This is a genomic window from Williamsia sp. MIQD14 (assembly GCF_051025635.1).
Taxonomy (GTDB): domain Bacteria; phylum Actinomycetota; class Actinomycetes; order Mycobacteriales; family Mycobacteriaceae; genus Williamsia_A.
Genome location: NZ_JBPFDG010000002.1, coordinates 229,738 through 246,303, shown reverse-complemented (window position 1 = coordinate 246,303; position 16,566 = coordinate 229,738). Strand labels below are relative to the sequence as shown.

At 71.7% G+C, this 16,566-nt stretch carries 18 protein-coding genes; 16 read left to right on the top strand and 2 right to left on the bottom strand.

Annotated elements, in window-relative coordinates:
• The first annotated feature begins 2 nt into the window (after window positions 1-2).
• The 8 genes from ACQ7HM_RS08645 to ACQ7HM_RS08610 all read left to right on the top strand — a co-directional run bounded on the left by ACQ7HM_RS08645 (window position 3) and on the right by ACQ7HM_RS08610 (window position 6,826).
• On the top strand, window positions 3-1,316 hold the full coding sequence (locus ACQ7HM_RS08645; protein WP_434215859.1) for a type VII secretion-associated protein: 1,314 nt from the start codon (window positions 3-5) through the stop codon (window positions 1,314-1,316).
• 189 nt (window positions 1,317-1,505) lie between these two features.
• Window positions 1,506-1,949 carry a 50S ribosomal protein L13 gene (gene rplM / locus ACQ7HM_RS08640; protein WP_045822065.1) on the top strand — a complete coding sequence of 148 codons (444 nt, stop codon included), beginning with the start codon at window positions 1,506-1,508 and terminating at the stop codon, window positions 1,947-1,949.
• Window positions 1,946-2,500 carry a 30S ribosomal protein S9 gene (gene rpsI / locus ACQ7HM_RS08635; protein WP_434215858.1) on the top strand — a complete coding sequence of 185 codons (555 nt, stop codon included), beginning with the start codon at window positions 1,946-1,948 and terminating at the stop codon, window positions 2,498-2,500. The genes rplM and rpsI overlap by 4 nt, the downstream gene beginning before the upstream one ends.
• Before the next feature lie 138 nt (window positions 2,501-2,638).
• On the top strand, window positions 2,639-3,991 hold the full coding sequence (gene glmM, locus ACQ7HM_RS08630) for a phosphoglucosamine mutase (RefSeq protein ID WP_434215857.1): 1,353 nt from the start codon (window positions 2,639-2,641) through the stop codon (window positions 3,989-3,991).
• Window positions 3,988-4,704, top strand: coding sequence for an HAD family hydrolase (locus tag ACQ7HM_RS08625; protein WP_434215856.1), 717 nt, complete (start codon window positions 3,988-3,990; stop codon window positions 4,702-4,704). Before glmM ends, ACQ7HM_RS08625 begins: the two co-directional genes overlap by 4 nt.
• Before the next feature lie 126 nt (window positions 4,705-4,830).
• Window positions 4,831-5,142 (top strand): type VII secretion target, encoded by a 312-nt coding sequence (locus tag ACQ7HM_RS08620; protein ID WP_434215855.1) that lies wholly within the window; start codon window positions 4,831-4,833, stop codon window positions 5,140-5,142.
• Window positions 5,139-6,599 (top strand): hypothetical protein, encoded by a 1,461-nt coding sequence (locus ACQ7HM_RS08615; RefSeq protein ID WP_434215854.1) that lies wholly within the window; start codon window positions 5,139-5,141, stop codon window positions 6,597-6,599. The genes ACQ7HM_RS08620 and ACQ7HM_RS08615 overlap by 4 nt, the downstream gene beginning before the upstream one ends.
• A complete protein-coding gene (locus tag ACQ7HM_RS08610) occupies window positions 6,596-6,826 on the top strand; it encodes a hypothetical protein (protein WP_434215853.1) in 231 nt (76 codons plus the stop codon). The genes ACQ7HM_RS08615 and ACQ7HM_RS08610 overlap by 4 nt, the downstream gene beginning before the upstream one ends.
• Before the next feature lie 30 nt (window positions 6,827-6,856).
• Here ACQ7HM_RS08610 and ACQ7HM_RS08605 read toward each other — a convergent pair whose 3' ends face one another.
• Entirely contained in the window at window positions 6,857-7,732 is an 876-nt protein-coding gene (locus tag ACQ7HM_RS08605) for a dienelactone hydrolase family protein (RefSeq protein ID WP_434215852.1), read from the bottom strand.
• Window positions 7,733-7,795: 63 nt separating this feature from the next.
• Here ACQ7HM_RS08605 and glmS point away from each other — a divergent pair, with 63 nt between their 5' ends.
• From glmS to tsaD, 8 genes are read left to right on the top strand one after another with little or no spacing between them, the layout of a single operon-like run.
• Window positions 7,796-9,658, top strand: coding sequence for a glutamine--fructose-6-phosphate transaminase (isomerizing) (gene glmS, locus ACQ7HM_RS08600; RefSeq protein WP_434215851.1), 1,863 nt, complete (start codon window positions 7,796-7,798; stop codon window positions 9,656-9,658).
• Between the two features lie 4 nt (window positions 9,659-9,662).
• Window positions 9,663-11,129, top strand: coding sequence for an NAD(P)H-hydrate dehydratase (locus ACQ7HM_RS08595; protein WP_434215850.1), 1,467 nt, complete (start codon window positions 9,663-9,665; stop codon window positions 11,127-11,129).
• Window positions 11,126-12,295, top strand: coding sequence for an alanine racemase (gene alr, locus ACQ7HM_RS08590; protein ID WP_434215849.1), 1,170 nt, complete (start codon window positions 11,126-11,128; stop codon window positions 12,293-12,295). Before ACQ7HM_RS08595 ends, alr begins: the two co-directional genes overlap by 4 nt.
• Window positions 12,296-12,323: 28 nt before the next feature.
• Window positions 12,324-13,379 (top strand): alpha/beta fold hydrolase, encoded by a 1,056-nt coding sequence (locus tag ACQ7HM_RS08585; RefSeq protein ID WP_434215848.1) that lies wholly within the window; start codon window positions 12,324-12,326, stop codon window positions 13,377-13,379.
• Window positions 13,376-13,876, top strand: a complete 501-nt coding sequence (gene tsaE / locus ACQ7HM_RS08580; protein ID WP_434215847.1) for a tRNA (adenosine(37)-N6)-threonylcarbamoyltransferase complex ATPase subunit type 1 TsaE — start codon at window positions 13,376-13,378, stop codon at window positions 13,874-13,876. The genes ACQ7HM_RS08585 and tsaE overlap by 4 nt, the downstream gene beginning before the upstream one ends.
• Window positions 13,877-13,887: 11 nt before the next feature.
• The gene (tsaB, locus tag ACQ7HM_RS08575; protein ID WP_434215846.1) at window positions 13,888-14,559 is read left to right on the top strand and encodes a tRNA (adenosine(37)-N6)-threonylcarbamoyltransferase complex dimerization subunit type 1 TsaB; all 672 of its coding nucleotides are present in this window, start codon (window positions 13,888-13,890) and stop codon (window positions 14,557-14,559) included.
• A complete protein-coding gene (rimI, locus tag ACQ7HM_RS08570) occupies window positions 14,556-15,047 on the top strand; it encodes a ribosomal protein S18-alanine N-acetyltransferase (RefSeq protein ID WP_434215845.1) in 492 nt (163 codons plus the stop codon). The genes tsaB and rimI overlap by 4 nt, the downstream gene beginning before the upstream one ends.
• Window positions 15,044-16,075, top strand: a complete 1,032-nt coding sequence (gene tsaD / locus ACQ7HM_RS08565) for a tRNA (adenosine(37)-N6)-threonylcarbamoyltransferase complex transferase subunit TsaD (protein WP_434215844.1) — start codon at window positions 15,044-15,046, stop codon at window positions 16,073-16,075. Before rimI ends, tsaD begins: the two co-directional genes overlap by 4 nt.
• On the opposite strand, the gene ACQ7HM_RS08560 is transcribed toward tsaD, so the two are convergent.
• On the bottom strand, window positions 16,062-16,556 hold the full coding sequence (locus ACQ7HM_RS08560; RefSeq protein ID WP_434215843.1) for a MarR family winged helix-turn-helix transcriptional regulator: 495 nt from the start codon (window positions 16,554-16,556) through the stop codon (window positions 16,062-16,064). The genes tsaD and ACQ7HM_RS08560 overlap by 14 nt on opposite strands.
• Between the last annotated feature and the right edge of the window lie 10 nt (window positions 16,557-16,566).

Genomic DNA, 16,566 nt, shown 5'->3' with positions numbered 1-16,566 from the left:
AGGTGTCGGGGGACGCCCACGGGGAACGCGGAGACGTCGACCACCGCGACACCGTGACGGTCGAGCGGTCGACGGTCGTCGACGTCGCCTACGCACGGCTCGAGGTCGGTGGTCGGCCCGGTCTGCGGGTCGGCACGCTCATCGAGTCGATCGACAGCGACCACGTCCTGCTCCATGGCGCGCGTCGCCGGATCGGTGACGCCTGGACGCAGGCGATCGGCGACGTCCTCGGTCCGCACCTGCCGGCGTCACTCACCGTCGCCCACCCCACCACGTGGGGGAGCCGGCGCGTCGGGATCGTGATCGACGCCGCGCGCGCCGTCGTGACACGCGCCGGGACCACCACCTCGGTGCACGCCGCCCCCCGTGCCGTCCTCGTGGCGGCGACCCACCTCGAGCCGTCGGCCCGGGTCTGCGTGGTCGCCGAGAGTCACGACGGCCGCCTCGACGTCCATCGGGTCACCCGGGACGACGACGGGTGGCGGGTGACACGGACCGACGTCCTCGACGACCCCACCGACCACCGTGCCGCCCCCGAGGTCCTCGGGGATCTGGTCGACGACACCGTCGAGGCGATCCTCGTCGACGGTGATCACCGTGACCGCCTCGCCGCGGCGATCCGCCTGTTCGAGGACGCGACCCCGACCGGCCGGATCGCCGCCGTCGAACGGGCACTGGTCCACCGGTTCGCCGGAGAGGTCCTCCCGTCGAGCCCGCCACCGCGACCCCCCGACACCACCGCCCACCGGCCCGACCGACGCACCCTCGTCGCCGCTGCGGTCGCCACCGTGGTCGTGCTCGCCGCCGTCGTCGCGGGCGCCGTGGTCTTCGGCGGGTCCGCCGACGAGGCGCCCTCGGCGACGGCCGCCCCGCCGACGTCGGTGCGCGCCGACGTGGGCCGGGTGTCGATGGTGGTGCCCGTCGACTGGCGCCGCACGAGCGACGCCGTCGACGACACCGGTGCCATCCCCTTCACGACGTTCGCCGCACGCACCGACGACCGGCGGATCATCGTCGTACAGAACGCCGTGCGGATCGACTCGACCCCGACGACCGTCGCGACCAGCCTGCGCAACCGGCTGCGGCAGAGCGGCGGCGACACGGTGTCGGAGTTCTCGGCGGTCACCCGCTACGCCGACCGCGACGTGATCAGCTACCGCGAGACGCCCGGGTCGGGCGCCGCGATCCGGTGGTACGTGATGGTGTCCTCGGCACTACAGGTCAGTGTCGGATGCCAGGCCGGAGCCCGCGGCGAGGCGATCGACGACGCCTGCGCGGCCGCGGTCGGCTCGGTCACCATCGCGCCGTTGCGCTGAGGCGACATCGGTCCAGGTGAGGCGCCCACGGAGGCGTTTTGACCGGCCCGTGGCGACCCCGTACTCTGAACCGCTGGTGCGCGGCACCCCGCATCGCGGGGCGAACCGGGTCCCCGGGTCCCCACTGGTCGCCGGGAATCACCCCGCCGACGCATCCGACCAGCTCCACACCGACGGAATGGAACACCTGTGTCCACCTACACCCCGAAGGCCGGTGACATCACGCACGCGTGGCATGTCATCGACGCCACCGACGTGGTGCTCGGCCGGCTCGCCGTGCAGACCGCCCATCTGCTGCGCGGCAAGCACAAGCCGACCTACGCCCCGCACATGGACGGCGGCGACTTCGTCGTCATCATCAATGCCGAGAAGATCGTTCTGACCAGCAACAAGGCCGAGCGCAAGCTCAACTACCGGCACTCCGGGCATCCGGGTGGTCTCACCTCGCGCACCACCGCGCAGCTGCTCGAGACCCATCCCGAGCGCGTGATCGAGAAGGCCGTCAACGGCATGCTCCCGAAGACCAAGCTGGGCCGGGCGATGTTCGGCAAGCTCAAGGTCTACGCCGGCCCCGACCACCCCCATGCGGCACAGCGTCCCGCTCCCTTCGAGATCAAGCAGGTGTCCCAGTGACCGAGCCCCAGTCTTCAGAGAACACCATCGGCGACGCCGTCGAGGGTGAGTACACCCCGGTCGACGTCGCCGCGGCCGAGGTCGCGAGTGACGACTACGTGGTCGACGAGGCCACCGGCACCGAGGCGCTCGACGCCTCCCCGGCGCCCGCCCCGATCCACCTCGATCGTCCGATCCAGACCGTCGGTCGCCGTAAGGAGGCCGTCGTCCGCGTGCGCATGGCCCCCGGCTCCGGTCAGTTCACGCTGAACGGCCGCAGCCTCGAGGCGTACTTCCCGAACAAGGTGCACCAGCAGCTGATCAAGGCCCCGCTGGTGATCGTCGAGCGCACCGAGTCCTTCGACGTCCACGCCAAGCTCGTCGGCGGCGGACCGTCGGGACAGGCCGGCGCGCTGCGCCTGGCGATCGCCCGCGCCCTCATCGAGGTCGCCCCCGACGATCGCCCCGCGCTCAAGAAGGCCGGGTTCCTCACCCGTGACCCCCGCGCGGTGGAGCGCAAGAAGTACGGCCTTAAGAAGGCCCGTAAGGCATCGCAGTACTCGAAGCGTTGATCGCGGCGCCTGTGCGCTGATCTCCGCCTGCACCGAGCAGGTGTTCAGGATCCTCTGGACACCTGCTCGAGTGCGTTCTGCGACATCTCTTCTGTGACATCTCTTCTGCGACATCTCCGATCGAACAGGGGCACCGGAATGGGACGACTCTTCGGCACCGACGGCGTACGCGGCCTCGCCAACGCCGACCTCACACCCGAGCTGGCCGTGAGCGTGGCCCGCGCGGCCGCGAGCGTGCTGGCCACCACGGCGACCGCACCCGGTGTCCGGCCCCTGGCCGTCGTCGGACGTGATCCCCGCGCCTCCGGTGAGATGCTGGAGGCCGCGGTGTGCGCCGGTCTCGCCGCCGCCGGGGTCGACGCACTGCGCGTGGGAGTGCTGCCGACACCCGCCGTCGCGTTCCTGACCGACCACCACCGTGCCGCCTTCGGTGTCATGATCTCGGCGTCGCACAATCCCATGCCCGACAACGGCATCAAGCTGTTCGCCGCCGGTGGACACAAGCTCGCCGACGACCTCGAGGAGCGCATAGAGTCGGCGATCGCCGAGCCGGCAGATGCCTCGGCACGGCCTGTGGGAGCTGCCATCGGCCGGATCCTCGATGCCGCCGACGCCGCCCGCCCCTACCTCGACCATCTCGCCTCGGCGGTGTCGTCGGATCTCGACGGCATCACCGTCGTGGTCGACTGCGCCCACGGCGCAGCGAGTCTCACCGCCCCGGCCGCCTACCGCGCGGCCGGCGCCACGGTCATCGCGCTGAACGCCGAGCCCGACGGGCTCAACATCAACGACGGGTGCGGTTCGACCCACCTCGACGTGATCCGCAAGGCCGTCATCGAACACGGCGCCGACATCGGGCTGGCCCACGACGGCGACGCCGATCGCTGTCTCGCCGTCGACGCGACCGGGGACGTCGTCGACGGCGATGCCATCCTGGCGGTGCTGGCGATCGCGATGAAAGAGTCGAACACGTTGGCGCACAACACCCTCGTTGCCACCGTCATGAGCAACCTGGGCCTGCACATCGCGATGCGCTCGGCCGGTATCGACCTGCGCACCACCGCCGTCGGCGACCGGTACGTGCTCGAGGAACTCCGCTCCGGGGCGTTCGCGCTGGGCGGTGAGCAGTCCGGTCACGTGGTGCTGCCGTCGTTCGCCACCACCGGTGACGGCATCCTCACCGGACTGATGCTGATGGCGCGCATGGCGCAGACCGGACGCGACCTGGCCGACCTGGCCTCGGTCATCACCACGCTGCCGCAGATCCTGATCAACGTCCCCGTCGCCGACAAGGACGCCGTGGCCGGTGCGGAATCGGTGCGCGAGGCGGTCGTCACCGCCGGTGCCGAACTCGGTGAATCCGGACGGGTGTTGTTGCGCCCGTCGGGAACCGAGCAACTCGTCCGCGTCATGGTGGAGGCCACCACCGCACACGAGGCCGACAGCATCGCCCGACGCATCGCCGACGTGGTCGGCTCGGTCGGTCGATGACCGACGTGACGGCTCGGTCGATGACCGGGCAGCCCGCCGCGGTGCTCTTCGACTTCTCCGGCACCCTGTTCCGCTTCACCGAGCGAGCCGAGTGGTTCGCCGACCTGCACGACGAGGACGGCGCGCCGATCGACGGCCACCTGCAGGCGGAGTTGATCCGTCGCATGACCGCCCCCACCGGCGTCCCCGCCGAGCTCGACGACGAGATGCGCGCGGCATGGCTGCGGCGCGACCTCGATCCGGCCCTGCACCGCGCGGCGTACCTCGCGGTGCTGCGCGCCTCGGGTCTCGCCGTCCCCGGCCACGCCGAATCCCTCTACGAGCGGGTCCTCGCCGCCGAGTCGTGGGATCCCTACCCCGACACGGTGTCGGTGCTGACCCAGCTGGCCGAGCGTGACATCGCCATCGGCATCGTCAGCAACATCGCCTTCGACCTGCGGGCGGTGTTCGCGCGCCACGGCGTCGACCACCTCGTCGACGTGTGGGCGTTGTCGCACGAGGTCGGGATCACCAAACCCGATCCCGGGATCTTCCGGTTCGCCACCGATCACCTCGATGTCGACCCCACGCGGACGCTGATGATCGGTGACAGCGAGGAGGCCGACGGCGGGGCCCGCGGGATCGGCTGCTCGTTCGCCCTGGTGGAGCCACTGCCCGTGGGCGACCGCCCGCACGCGCTCCACGACGCGCTGGCCGCGGCAGACATCGCCTAGAGGCGCGTCACCCGCCGATCCGTCACATCTCGAGGGAACCCATCGCTCCCGGTCGACGTCTTATCATCGTCGAACCAGGAATCGGCAGGTCGGTGACAGAGGGCGGGACAGGGGAGGTCGATACACATGGACGAGGCGTTGCGGATCGACGTCGGTGGCGTCGTGGAACTGGCCGACGAGCTGCACCGGGCCGCGACGTCGCTCGATACCGCCGCACGCGCGGTCGACACACCGGCGTTCGACTCCCGCTCGGTCGGGTCCGCGTACGTCGAGCACGCCGAGGCCTACGGCGCGGGCATGACCGCCCTCCGCGGCGAGATCGCGGCGATGCGATCGTCGATCGAGCGGCTCGCCGACGGAACACGCACGGCCGCAGCTGTTCTCGCCAGCACCGACACCGATTCGGGCGGCCGGATCGCCGGGTCGGGACTGCCATGACCACCGCGCAAGCGCCCGACCGCCGCGTCGACACCCTGCGTCCCGCCGCGCTGGCGGGTCTGCGGTGGTTCGCCGTCGTCCGCCCCATCGCGACCGCGATCGGGGTGTCGCTCTCGTCCGACACCGATCTCGCGCGCCGGTTCGGGGTGACCGAGGGGATCGACCTGTCCGCGCTCGTCCACGACGCGTCGAGCCTGCGGTCGGCGGTGGCGATCGCCGCCGACGCGACCCGAGGCGTCGACGCCGTCGGTGACCGGATCCCGTCGGTGTGGACCGGCGTGGCGTCCGACGCCGCAGGTGCGGCGCTCGGCCGGCATGTCCGGCGGTCCGACGAGGCGATCGAGCGGATGCGGGAGATCGCCGCCACCGTCGACGCCGCGGCCGCGGCACTGTCCCGGGTGCTCGTGGCGAAGTACCTGGCGCTCGCGGCCATCGCGACCGACCTCGTCGCGGGTCGCCCGATGACGACGGTCACCCTTGCCGACGCCGAGGAGAACCGCGGTGCGATCGCGGCCGACATCGCCGCCAAGACAGCACTGTTCGATGCCGCCGTCGATGTGGCCGACACCGCCGTCGGCGAGATCCTCGCAGTGGTGGGCGCGTCCTTCGAGGGGCTCGCGACCCGGGCGCCGTATCCGGACGGTCTCGCCGTCGTGGCGCGATCCGCCCGATCACACCGCAGGACAACCGCTTCCGGCCCGCGGCGAACGGACGTCGCGATCGGGTCGTCGGTCGGCGGTCCCGTCCCGCGGCCGGTCGTGCCGTCCCGGGCCGTGATAGGTGGCGGTGCCAGTGGGGGTGACCCGATCCGCGTCATCGCACCTGCCGTCGTTCCGGCCCACGGGGGACACCCGACGGCGACAGGGGGTGTCGACCCGGTGCCGCTGGCGTCCGCGCTGGCCGAGGCCGCGGTGGCGTCGGCATCGGCGGTGGGGATGGCCGCCGCCGGCGGGTTCGGCGCCGTGCTCAACCTCGCCGTCGAGGCACTCGCCGGAACCCAGGATCACGGACCCGGAGGCCCCGGGCCCGAGGCGTCCACGCGATCTGGACCGATGCTGTCGCTGAACCTCGATCTCGATCTCGACGGTGACCGCGATCCCGGCGAGGAGGATCGTCCGCGCGCGGCCACCCCCGGCGATCCGCAGCCGGAGTCCGCGCCGCGTGGCGTCGCGCCCGATGTCGTGCCGCTACCCACCGCGGCGGCGCCGTCACCACCGGATGTGTCGCAGTCCCCGTCGGGACCGCCACCCGCTGTCGACGACGTCGTCGACGCGCCGTCACCGCCTCGGCCGCCGGCCCCGGAACCGATCGTCGATCCCGGTCCGGCGACCCCGCCGACGCCGACGCCGCCGCGGCCGGGTCGCGTCGAGGAGCCGGCCGCCGACACGAACCGTGCACCGCAGGCGACGCCCGACCCCGGCGACGACGGTGGCCTGGCGCTGGCCGGCGACCGATGAGACCTGCCGATCAGATCGAGGAGATCCTGCGGTCGATGACCGGCAGGCTCGACCGCGAACGAACCCGGCACAGCCGCGCATCGGCCGCGGCCGCGCAGGCCTGGCGGGAGCCGTTGCCGGACGAGGACGATCCGAACGGTGACGACGACGATCGCGCATCCGACGCCGACGACGACGGTGCGGATGATCGGCGCCGACGACCGATCCTGGACCCCGCGCCGCGCTGACCGCGGCCCGCTGTCGCGGGATCGGAGGGGTCAGCTGCGCAGCAGGCGGGTGATCGGGTCGGCGGAGTCGATCTCGACGGTGTCGGCATCGACCGTCTCGAGTTTGCCGATCGCGACCGCGGGGTCGGCGAAGTCGGAATAGGTGGGATCGCCGATCGCGGTCCTGCCGCGAGCCGCCGTCCCCCCGAGGTGCGCGAGCAGGAACCCTGCCAGCATCGCGCGGGTCGCCTTCTGGGTTGTGGAGTGATCCGACCCGTCGCCGAGACGTTTGCGCACGCTGAATCCCTCGGCGAGTCCACGATTGGTCGACTTCGGGATCGTGCGCAGGGCGACCTGGTCACCCTGCAGGGCGTTGCGCAGTGCGAGCGCGTTCGATGTCATGCCGTCGAGGTCCTTCGGCGCGGCGAGGATCAGAGCCGGCACACGGGCACGGTGGGCGGCGGGTAGCACCGCGGGACCGGTCGGTGCGGGGAACAGTGCGGCCAACGCCCGTGCATGCTGCGAGTCACCGGCGGCGAGGACGGCGGCCGACGCCCCGAGACCGTGGCCGGCCAGTGCGAGCCGCTCGGGATGCACGGTGATCGCGCCCGAGCCCAGGCGGACGCTCGAGATGATCTGCAGTGAGGTCTCGAGGTCGACGGCGAGTGCACGATCCGACGCCAGCGGCCCGCGCTCGGTGTCGGGGACGGCCACGACGATGCCCCACGAGGCGAGATGCTCGAGGGTGTCGCGGTACTGCCTGCTGTGGGTGATCCAGCCGTGGCCGAACGCCACGCCGGGGAGGTCGGTGCCCGATTCGGGCGTGTAGACGACGCCCGGGAGACCGACGATGGCCATGTCGCCCCGCAGCACACGGTGCGGTCCACGTCGGGACAGCTGCGCAAACAACTTCTTCACCGAGGTCACGGCTCGACCCTATGACACCCGGGGTGCCCGGCGCGCCGCCCGACCCCCGGTAACCTGTGTCGAATGTGCGGAATCGTCGGATACGTGGGTCACCGGGACGCCCTGGAGATCGTCGTGGAGGCCCTGCGCCGGATGGAGTACCGCGGATACGACTCCGCGGGCGTCGCCATTCTCGACGGAGCCGGTCACACCGCCGTCGAGAAGAAGGCCGGTCGGCTCGAGAACCTCGACAAGCAGCTCGCGACCGTGGGTCGTGAGGCGTTCGCAGGCACCAGCGGGATGGGCCACACCCGGTGGGCGACCCACGGGCGACCCACCGACCGCAACGCCCACCCCCACGTGAGCCGCGACGGACGGTTCGCGGTGGTCCACAACGGGATCATCGAGAACTACGCTGCGCTGCGCGCCGAGGTGGAGGCGGCCGGGGTCGAGTTCAGCTCCGACACCGACACCGAGACCGCGGTGCACATGCTCGACCTCGAATACGCGAACGGCGCGAACGCGGGTGACTTCGTCGCCTCGGCCTACGCCGTCCTCGGTCGTCTCGAGGGCGCGTTCACCCTGGTCTTCACCCATTCCGACCATCCGGGGACCATCGTCGCCGCGCGACGGTCGACCCCGCTGGTGGTCGGTGTCGGGGTGAACGAGATGTTCGTGGGCTCCGACGTCGCCGCGTTCATCGAGCACACCCGCGACGCGGTGGAGCTCGGTCACGACCAGGTCGTCGTCATCACCGCCGACCGCTACACCATCACCGACTTCGACGGCACGCCGCAGGAGGGCAAGCCGTTCCACATCGACTGGGATCTCGCCGCCGCCGAGAAGGGCGGCCACGACTTCTTCATGCTCAAGGAGATCGCCGAGCAGCCGCAGGCGCTCGCCGACACCCTCGTCGGCCACTTCGAGAACGGTCGGATCGTCCTCGACGAGCAGCGCATCACCGACCAGGACCTGCGCGACATCGACAAGATCTTCGTCGTCGCGTGCGGTACGGCCTACCACGCGGGCATGCTGGCGAAATACGCCATCGAGCACTGGACCCGGCTGCCGGTCGAGGTCGAACTGGCCAGCGAGTTCCGCTACCGCGACCCGGTGCTCGACCGCTCCACGCTCGTGGTCGCCATCTCCCAGTCGGGGGAGACCGCCGACACCCTCGAGGCGGTGCGGCACGCGAAGGAGCAGAAGGCGCGGGTGCTGGCCATCTGCAACACCAACGGTGCGCAGATCCCCCGGGAGTCCGACGCCGTGCTCTACACCCATGCCGGACCCGAGATCGGTGTCGCGTCGACGAAGTGTTTCCTCGCCCAGATCGCCGCGGCGTACCTCGTCGGGCTGGCGCTGGCCCAGGCCCGCGGCACGAAGTACCCCGACGAGGTGGCCCGCGAGTTCCATGAGCTCGAGCAGATGCCGCACGCCGTCGAGCGGGTCCTCGAGACCGTCGAACCAGTTCGTGCGCTGGCCCGTTCGCTCGTCGACGCACGCACCGTGCTGTTCCTCGGCCGCCACGTCGGCTACCCGGTGGCGCTCGAGGGCGCGCTGAAACTCAAGGAACTGGCCTACATGCACGCTGAGGGCTTCGCCGCGGGCGAGCTCAAACACGGCCCCATCGCGCTCATCGAGGACGGCCTGCCGGTGATCATCGTGATGCCCTCGCCGAGTGGCCGTCCGCTGCTGCACTCGAAGATGGTCAGCAACATCCGCGAGATCCAGGCGCGCGGCGCCCGCACCATCGTCATCGCCGAGGAGGGCGATGTCGCGGTGGCCGGGTTCGCCGACCACCTCATCGAGATCCCGGTGACCTCGACCCTGCTGCAACCGCTCGTCTCCACCGTACCGCTGCAGGTGTTCGCGGCCGCGGTCGCGCAGGCCCGCGGATACGACGTCGACAAGCCGAGGAACCTCGCCAAATCCGTGACGGTGGAGTAGCCGCGTGATCGGCTTCCACACCGCCGACGAGATCCGGGCGGCCGAGCAGGCGACGGGTGACCTGCTGGCCTCGGGTGTGCTGATGCGCCGCGCCGCAACCGGTCTCGCGCACGTCATCCTCGCCGAGCTCCGCCTCCGACGGGGTGCGCTGTACGGGGCGCGGGTGGGACTGATCGTCGGTGCCGGCGACAACGGGGGCGACGCGCTCCACGCCGGCGCGATGCTCCGTGCCCGCGGTGTCGCCGTCGACGCCGTTCTCGTGGCGCCCGATCGCGCCCACCCCGGCGGCCTGGCCGCACTGCGCCGCGCGGGTGGTCGCGTCGTGGCGACGGCATCGAGCGGGTACGACCTCGTCGTCGACGGCGTCGTCGGCATCGGCGGATCGGGTCCGCTGCGGCCGGCCGCGGCCGCGGCGTTCGAGCACGTCACCGCACCGATCGTCGCCGTCGACATCCCGTCGGGCGTCGACGCCGACACCGGAGAGGTGCACGACCCGTCGGTCCGCGCCGCGGTGACCGTCACCTTCGGGACCCGTCGCCGCGCCCACGCTCTCGCGGCGTACCGCTGTGGTCGCATCGAGTGCGTCGACATCGGCATCGACCCGCCCGCGGCACATCTCGTCGCCCTCGCCGACACCGAGATCGGTGGGCAGTGGCCGGTTCCCGGTCCCGCCGAGGACAAGTACACCCAGGGCGTGACCGGCATCATCGCCGGATCCGACCGGTTCCCGGGTGCCGCCGTCCTGTGCACGGGTGCCGCGGTCGCCGCCACGTCGGGAATGGTCCGCTACGCCGGATCCGCTGCCTCGCAGGTGGTGTCGCGACACCCGGAGATCGTCGCGTCCATGGTGCGTGAGGCGGGCGACCTCGACGACGTCGGTCGGGTACAGGCCTGGGTCATCGGTCCGGGCGCCGGGACCGACACCCGCGCCACCGATCTCGTGCACGCCGTGCTCGACACCGACCTCCCCGTCCTTCTCGACGCCGACGCGATCACCGTCGTCTCCGAGCATCGCTCGTGGGTCGCCGACCGCACCGCCCCGACCCTGCTGACACCGCACGCTGGTGAGTTCGCCCGGCTCGCCGGACACCCGGTGGGTGCCGATCGCGTGGGCGCCGTCACCGATCTCGCCGCCGACCTCGGTGCCACGGTGCTGCTCAAGGGCCGGGCGACCCTCGTCGCCGACGCCGCGGGCCCGACGCTGGTGAACGACGCCGGGTCGTCGTGGGCGGCGACCGCAGGAGCCGGAGATGTGTTGTCGGGCATCGCCGGTGCGCTGCTCGCGGCCGGTCTCACTCCTCGTCTGGCCGCCGCCGCGGCAGCACGCGCCCACGCGACGGCGGCCGTCCTGGCTGCGATGGGTGATGGGGAGAACACAGACCGGGGAGCGCCGATCGGGGCGTCGGATCTGCTGGCCGCGGTGCGGCCGGCCATCCGCGCGCTGCGCGCCGGAGCGGTGGGGCACCGATGAGCGCCGGTGCCGCCGCGCCGGCGCTGTGGGCCCCCGCCCTCGAGGCCTCGATCGACCTCGACGCGATCGCCCACAACGTCGGGGTGCTCACCGAGCGTGCCGGCGCCGCCGTGATGGCGGTCGTCAAGGCCGACGGGTACGGACACGGCGCGGTCGAGGTCGGTCGCGCCGCGCTGGCCGCCGGGGCCTGTGCACTCGGCGTCGCGACGGTGGGGGAGGCGCTCGCACTCCGTGCGGGCGGTGTCACCGCACCGATCCTGGCCTGGTTGCATTCCTCGGCCACCGATTTCGTTGCCGCCGTCGCCGCCGACATCGACGTCGCGGTCTCGTCGACCGCGCAGCTCGAGGCGGTCGTGACCGCGGCACGGTCGCTCGGCACCACGGCCACGGTGACGACCAAGATCGACACCGGTCTCGCCCGCAACGGGGTCGGCCCGGATCACTGGCCGGCCCTGCGCGACGCGGTCGCGACCGCCGTGGCCGAGGGGTCGATCGTGCTCGGCGGCATGATGTGCCATCTCGCGCACGGCGACACCCCCGGCCATCCGCTCAACGACACCCAGGCCGCGCGACTCGACGCCTGTGTCGCCGAGATGCGCCGCGCCGGCGTCATCCCGCGGGCGGTGCACATCTCCAATTCCGCTGCCGCGCTGACCCGCCCGGATCTCTCCCGCGATCTGGTCCGACCGGGTATCGCGGTGTACGGACTCTCCCCGTTGCCCCACGAGTTCGACGACCTGCCGCTGATCCCGGCGATGACCCTCTCGGCCGAGGTGGTCATGGTGAAGGCGGTCGCCGCGGGACAGGGTGTGTCCTACGCACACACGTGGACCGCGCCGCGCGACACCACGTTGGGGCTGATCCCCGCCGGGTACGCCGACGGTGTCCCGCGCCTGCTCTCGAACCGACTCCGGGTACGCATCGGCGAGAAGACCTACCCGGGAGTCGGGCGGGTGTGCATGGATCAGATGGTGGTCGACCTCGGCCCGGACACCACCGTCCGCGAGGGCGATCGTGCCGAACTGTTCGGCACCGGCGCGCAGGGCGGGCCGACCGCCACCGAGTGGGCGGACACGATCGGCACCATCGACTACGAGATCGTCAGCGGCATCCGTGGGCGCACCGTGCGTAGCCACCACGGGGGCCCGCGCAACGGTGGGTCGTGAGAACGATCCGACGGGAGAGGAATCGAGGATGAGCGGAGATCAACGACCACAACGGCTCGGGATCCTCGCCGGTGTCGCGGGCGTCGCGGCGCTCGGTGCGGTCACCGTCGGCGGCGTCGCCCGCAACCTCACACGACGCCCGTCCGGGCGCGCGGACCCCCACGCGGACGAGAACTTCCGCACCATCTACTCCGACCGCGCCAGCTTCGTCACCGCCGACGACGGGGTGCCCCTGGCCGTCCGCGAGGTGGGGCCGCCGGACGCCCCGCTGACCGTCGTCTTCTCCCACGGCTTCACCATGCGACTGACCAGCTGGCATTTCCAGCGGCGACGGCTCGAGGAGGTGTGGGGCGACCGCGTGCGGCTGGTGTTCTTCGACCACCGCGGACACGGGAAATCCGGTGCGGCACCGGCCCACACCGCGACCATCACCCAGCTCGGAGCCGACATCGCCACGGTGATCCGCGCCGTGGTCCCCGACGGCCCCGTGGTCCTTGTCGGACACTCGATGGGTGCGATGGCGATCATGGGACTCGCCACCAGACGTCCGGAACTGTTCTCCGACAAGATCATCGGTGTCGGGCTCATCGCCACCGCCGCGAAGGGCATCACCGAGGCCGGACTCGGACAGGGCCTACAGAACCCCCTGGTCGACGCGTTCCGCTACTCGGTGCGCACCGCGCCGCGCGCCGTGCAGGCCGGGCGCGGGGTGACGCGCGTGATCATGTCGCCCATGTTCACCGCGGCGGCGTTCGGGTCGACGTTCCACTCGCCGGCGACGAGCGCGTTCGTCTCCTCGATGATCCAGAGCACCCCGATCGACACCGTCGTGAACTTCCTCAGGTCGCTGGAGAGCCACGACGAGACCGACGCCCTTCGGGTCCTGGGGCGGGTGCCCACGCTCGTCGCCTGCGGATACGAGGACAAGCTCACCCCGCTGCCGAACTCGGTGGACCTCCACGCCTCGCTGCCGGGCAGCGAACTCGTCGGCGTCCCCGACTGCGGGCACCTGGTGCTCCTGGAACAGCCCGCCGTCATCACCGACGCGATCGAACGGCTCGTGCAGCGCAGCGTGGCGTCGTGACGGCCGACGAGTCCCGGACGCTGGCGACGGTGCACGACACCGAGGCCTTCGGGGCGGACCTGGCGTCGGGGTTGGCGCCGGGCGACCTCGTGATCCTCGACGGACCTCTGGGGGCGGGCAAGACCGCCCTGACCCGCGGCATCGGTGCCGGCCTCGGCGTGCAGGGGCGCATCACCTCGCCGACCTTCGTGATCGCGCGCGTGCACCCGCCCGGGGAACCCGGCGGGGTCGGGCTCGTGCATGTCGACGCCTACCGTCTGGGCACCACCGGGGCCGACGTGCTCGCCGATCTCGACGCCCTCGACCTCGACACCGAACTCGACACGGCCGTGGTCGTCGTCGAATGGGGTGCCGGGGTCGCCGAACGACTCACCGATCGTCATCTGCTGGTGCGACTGCAGCGCAGGTCCGACAGCGATGTCCCCGGCGGCGGCGATCCCGATGCGGACGAGCGCACGATCACCTGGGGTTGGCGCGCGTCGGCCGACCTCACCTAGGCTCGGCGACCGTGCTTGTTCTGGCGATCGACACCTCGACACCCACGGTGACCACCGGGGTCGCCGAGGTGACGCCGTCGACCGGGATCGCGGTGCGGGCGCACCGCGCCGTCGACACCCCGCGCGGACACGCCGAGATCCTCACCACCCTGATCCTGGACTGCCTCACCGAGTCCGGGGTCGCCCGGTCCGAGCTCGATGCCGTCGTCGTCGGGTGCGGGCCGGGTCCGTTCACCGGGTTGCGCGTCGGTATGGCGACCGCGGCCGCTTTCGCCGACGCGCTCGCCATCCCGCTGCACGGCGTGTGTTCGCTCGACGCCATCGCCGCCGAAGCGACCTCGATCGGCCCCGGACGGGTCCTCGTCGTCACCGACGCCCGCCGTCGCGAGGTCTACTGGGCCCTCTACGGCGACGGTCGTCGTCTCGCGGGCCCCGCCGTGGACACCCCCGCCGCGCTGGTCGACCATCTGCACGGCGAGGAGAGGGTGGACGCCATCGTCGGGTCCCCGGAGCACACCCGACTCTTCGGTGACCAGGTCGTCGATGCGGTCACGACACCGAGCACCCGAGGACTCGTCGCGACGGCCCGCCGTGGGATGGAGTCCGGTACCGATCCCGAACCCGTTGTCCCGCTGTACCTACGGCGCCCCGACGCCGTCGCCACCGCGGATCGCGCCCGATGATCGGGCCACTCGCCCCCGCCGACGCCGCGCGATGCGCCGAGCTGGAACGGTTGATCTTCCCCGACGAGTCACCCTGGCCGGTCGAGGCGTTCACCGCCGAGATCGCCTCGCCGCACAACCGCTACTTCGCCGCCCGCGACAGCGACGGCGAGACCCTCGTGGGATACGCGGGGATCGCGCTGCTGGGACGAATCGGGGCCTTCGAGTGCGAGATCCACACCATCGCCGTCGACCCCGCCCATCGTGGCGCCGGGTACGGTCGAGCGCTCATGGCCGCCCTGCTCGAGGTGGCGGATGCCCATGCGGCCGAGGTGTTCCTCGAGGTCCGCACCGACAACGACGTCGCCATCGACATGTACCGGCGCAACGGTTTCGCACAGATCGGTCTGCGCAAGCGGTACTACCAGCCCAGCGGCGCCGACGCCTACACGATGCGACGACCGTCGGTCACCCGCACCGACACCCGACGGGAGGACGGCGGCTCGTGATCGTGATGGGGATCGAGAGTTCGTGCGACGAGACCGGTGTCGGCATCGTGCGATGGAACGACGACGCGACGACCACACTGCTCGCCGACGAGGTCGCCTCCAGCGTCGCCGAACACGCGCGGTTCGGCGGCGTGGTGCCCGAGGTCGCCTCCCGTGCCCACCTCGAGGCCATCGTCCCGACCGTGACCCGCGCCCGGGAGGTCGCCGACGTCGATCGTCCCGACGCGATCGCGGTGACCATCGGCCCCGGACTCGCCGGCGCCCTCCTCGTGGGAGTCGCCGCGGCGAAAGCCTATGCCGCAGCGTGGGACATCCCGCTCTACGCCGTGAACCACCTCGGCGGTCACGTCGCCGTCGACACCCTCGAACACGGGCCGATGCCGCAGTGTGTGGCGCTGCTGGTGTCGGGTGGGCACACCCACCTGCTGAAGGTCGACGACCTCGGCGCGCCGATCGTCGAGTTGGGCACCACCGTCGACGACGCGGCCGGCGAGGCCTTCGACAAGGTGGCCCGCCTGCTCGGTCTCGGCTATCCGGGTGGCCCCGCGCTCGATGCCGCGGCCGCGCAGGGTGATCCGACCGCCATCCGGTTCCCCCGGGGCATGACGGGTCCGCGGGACGCGAGGTACGACTTCTCGTTCAGTGGGGTGAAGACCTCCGTCGCCCGTTTCGTCGAGAAGTGTCAGCGCGCGGGTGATCCGGTCCCGCTCGCCGACGTCGCCGCCTCGTTCCAGGAGGCGGTCGCCGACGTGCTGAGCCTCAAGGCGATGCGCGCGTGTGAGGACTCGGGGGTCGACACCCTCGTCCTTGGCGGTGGGGCGACGGCGAACTCCCGTATCCGGTCGTTGACCGCGCAGCGGTGCGCCGATGCGGGTGTGACGCTGCGTATCCCGCGTCCGCGGCTGTGTACCGACAACGGGGTGATGATCGCGACGCTGGGGGCCCACGTCATCGCAGGAGGTGCGCCGGCGTCGCCGCTGACGGTGGCCACCGACCCGGGTATGTCGGTGCAGATCAGCGCGTACTGACCCGCGCACCGCTCTCGACCGGAGTGGCGGCGGCCCGGAAATCGTCGGCGCCGCACAGGGAGCCGGTGTCGGCGTCGACGGTGGCGGCACGCAGGATCGCGCGCTGCACGGGTCGCGCGCGCTCGTAGAGATCACGTCCGGCCGCGGTCAAGGCGGTGAACACCGACCGACGGTCGTTCTCACACATGGTCCGCTGCGCGAAACCGTTCTTCTCCAGGCCCGCGACCAGCCGCGACAGCGCGCTCTGACTCAGATGCACCTGACCGGCGAGTTCGCTCATCCGGAGCGAGCAGTCCGGCTGTGCGGCAAGCAGTTCGAGCACCTCGAACTCGCTCCCGCTGATCTGGTGACTGGCCTCGAGCGTGCGGTCGATCTCGCAGTGCAGGCGGTGGTAGCGGACGGTCAGCCGGTGCCACGCGGCCGCGAGGGCGTCCTCGTCACACGAGGCACCCGGGGAGGGTGTGTGCACGTCGTCGGACATGGGGCGATGC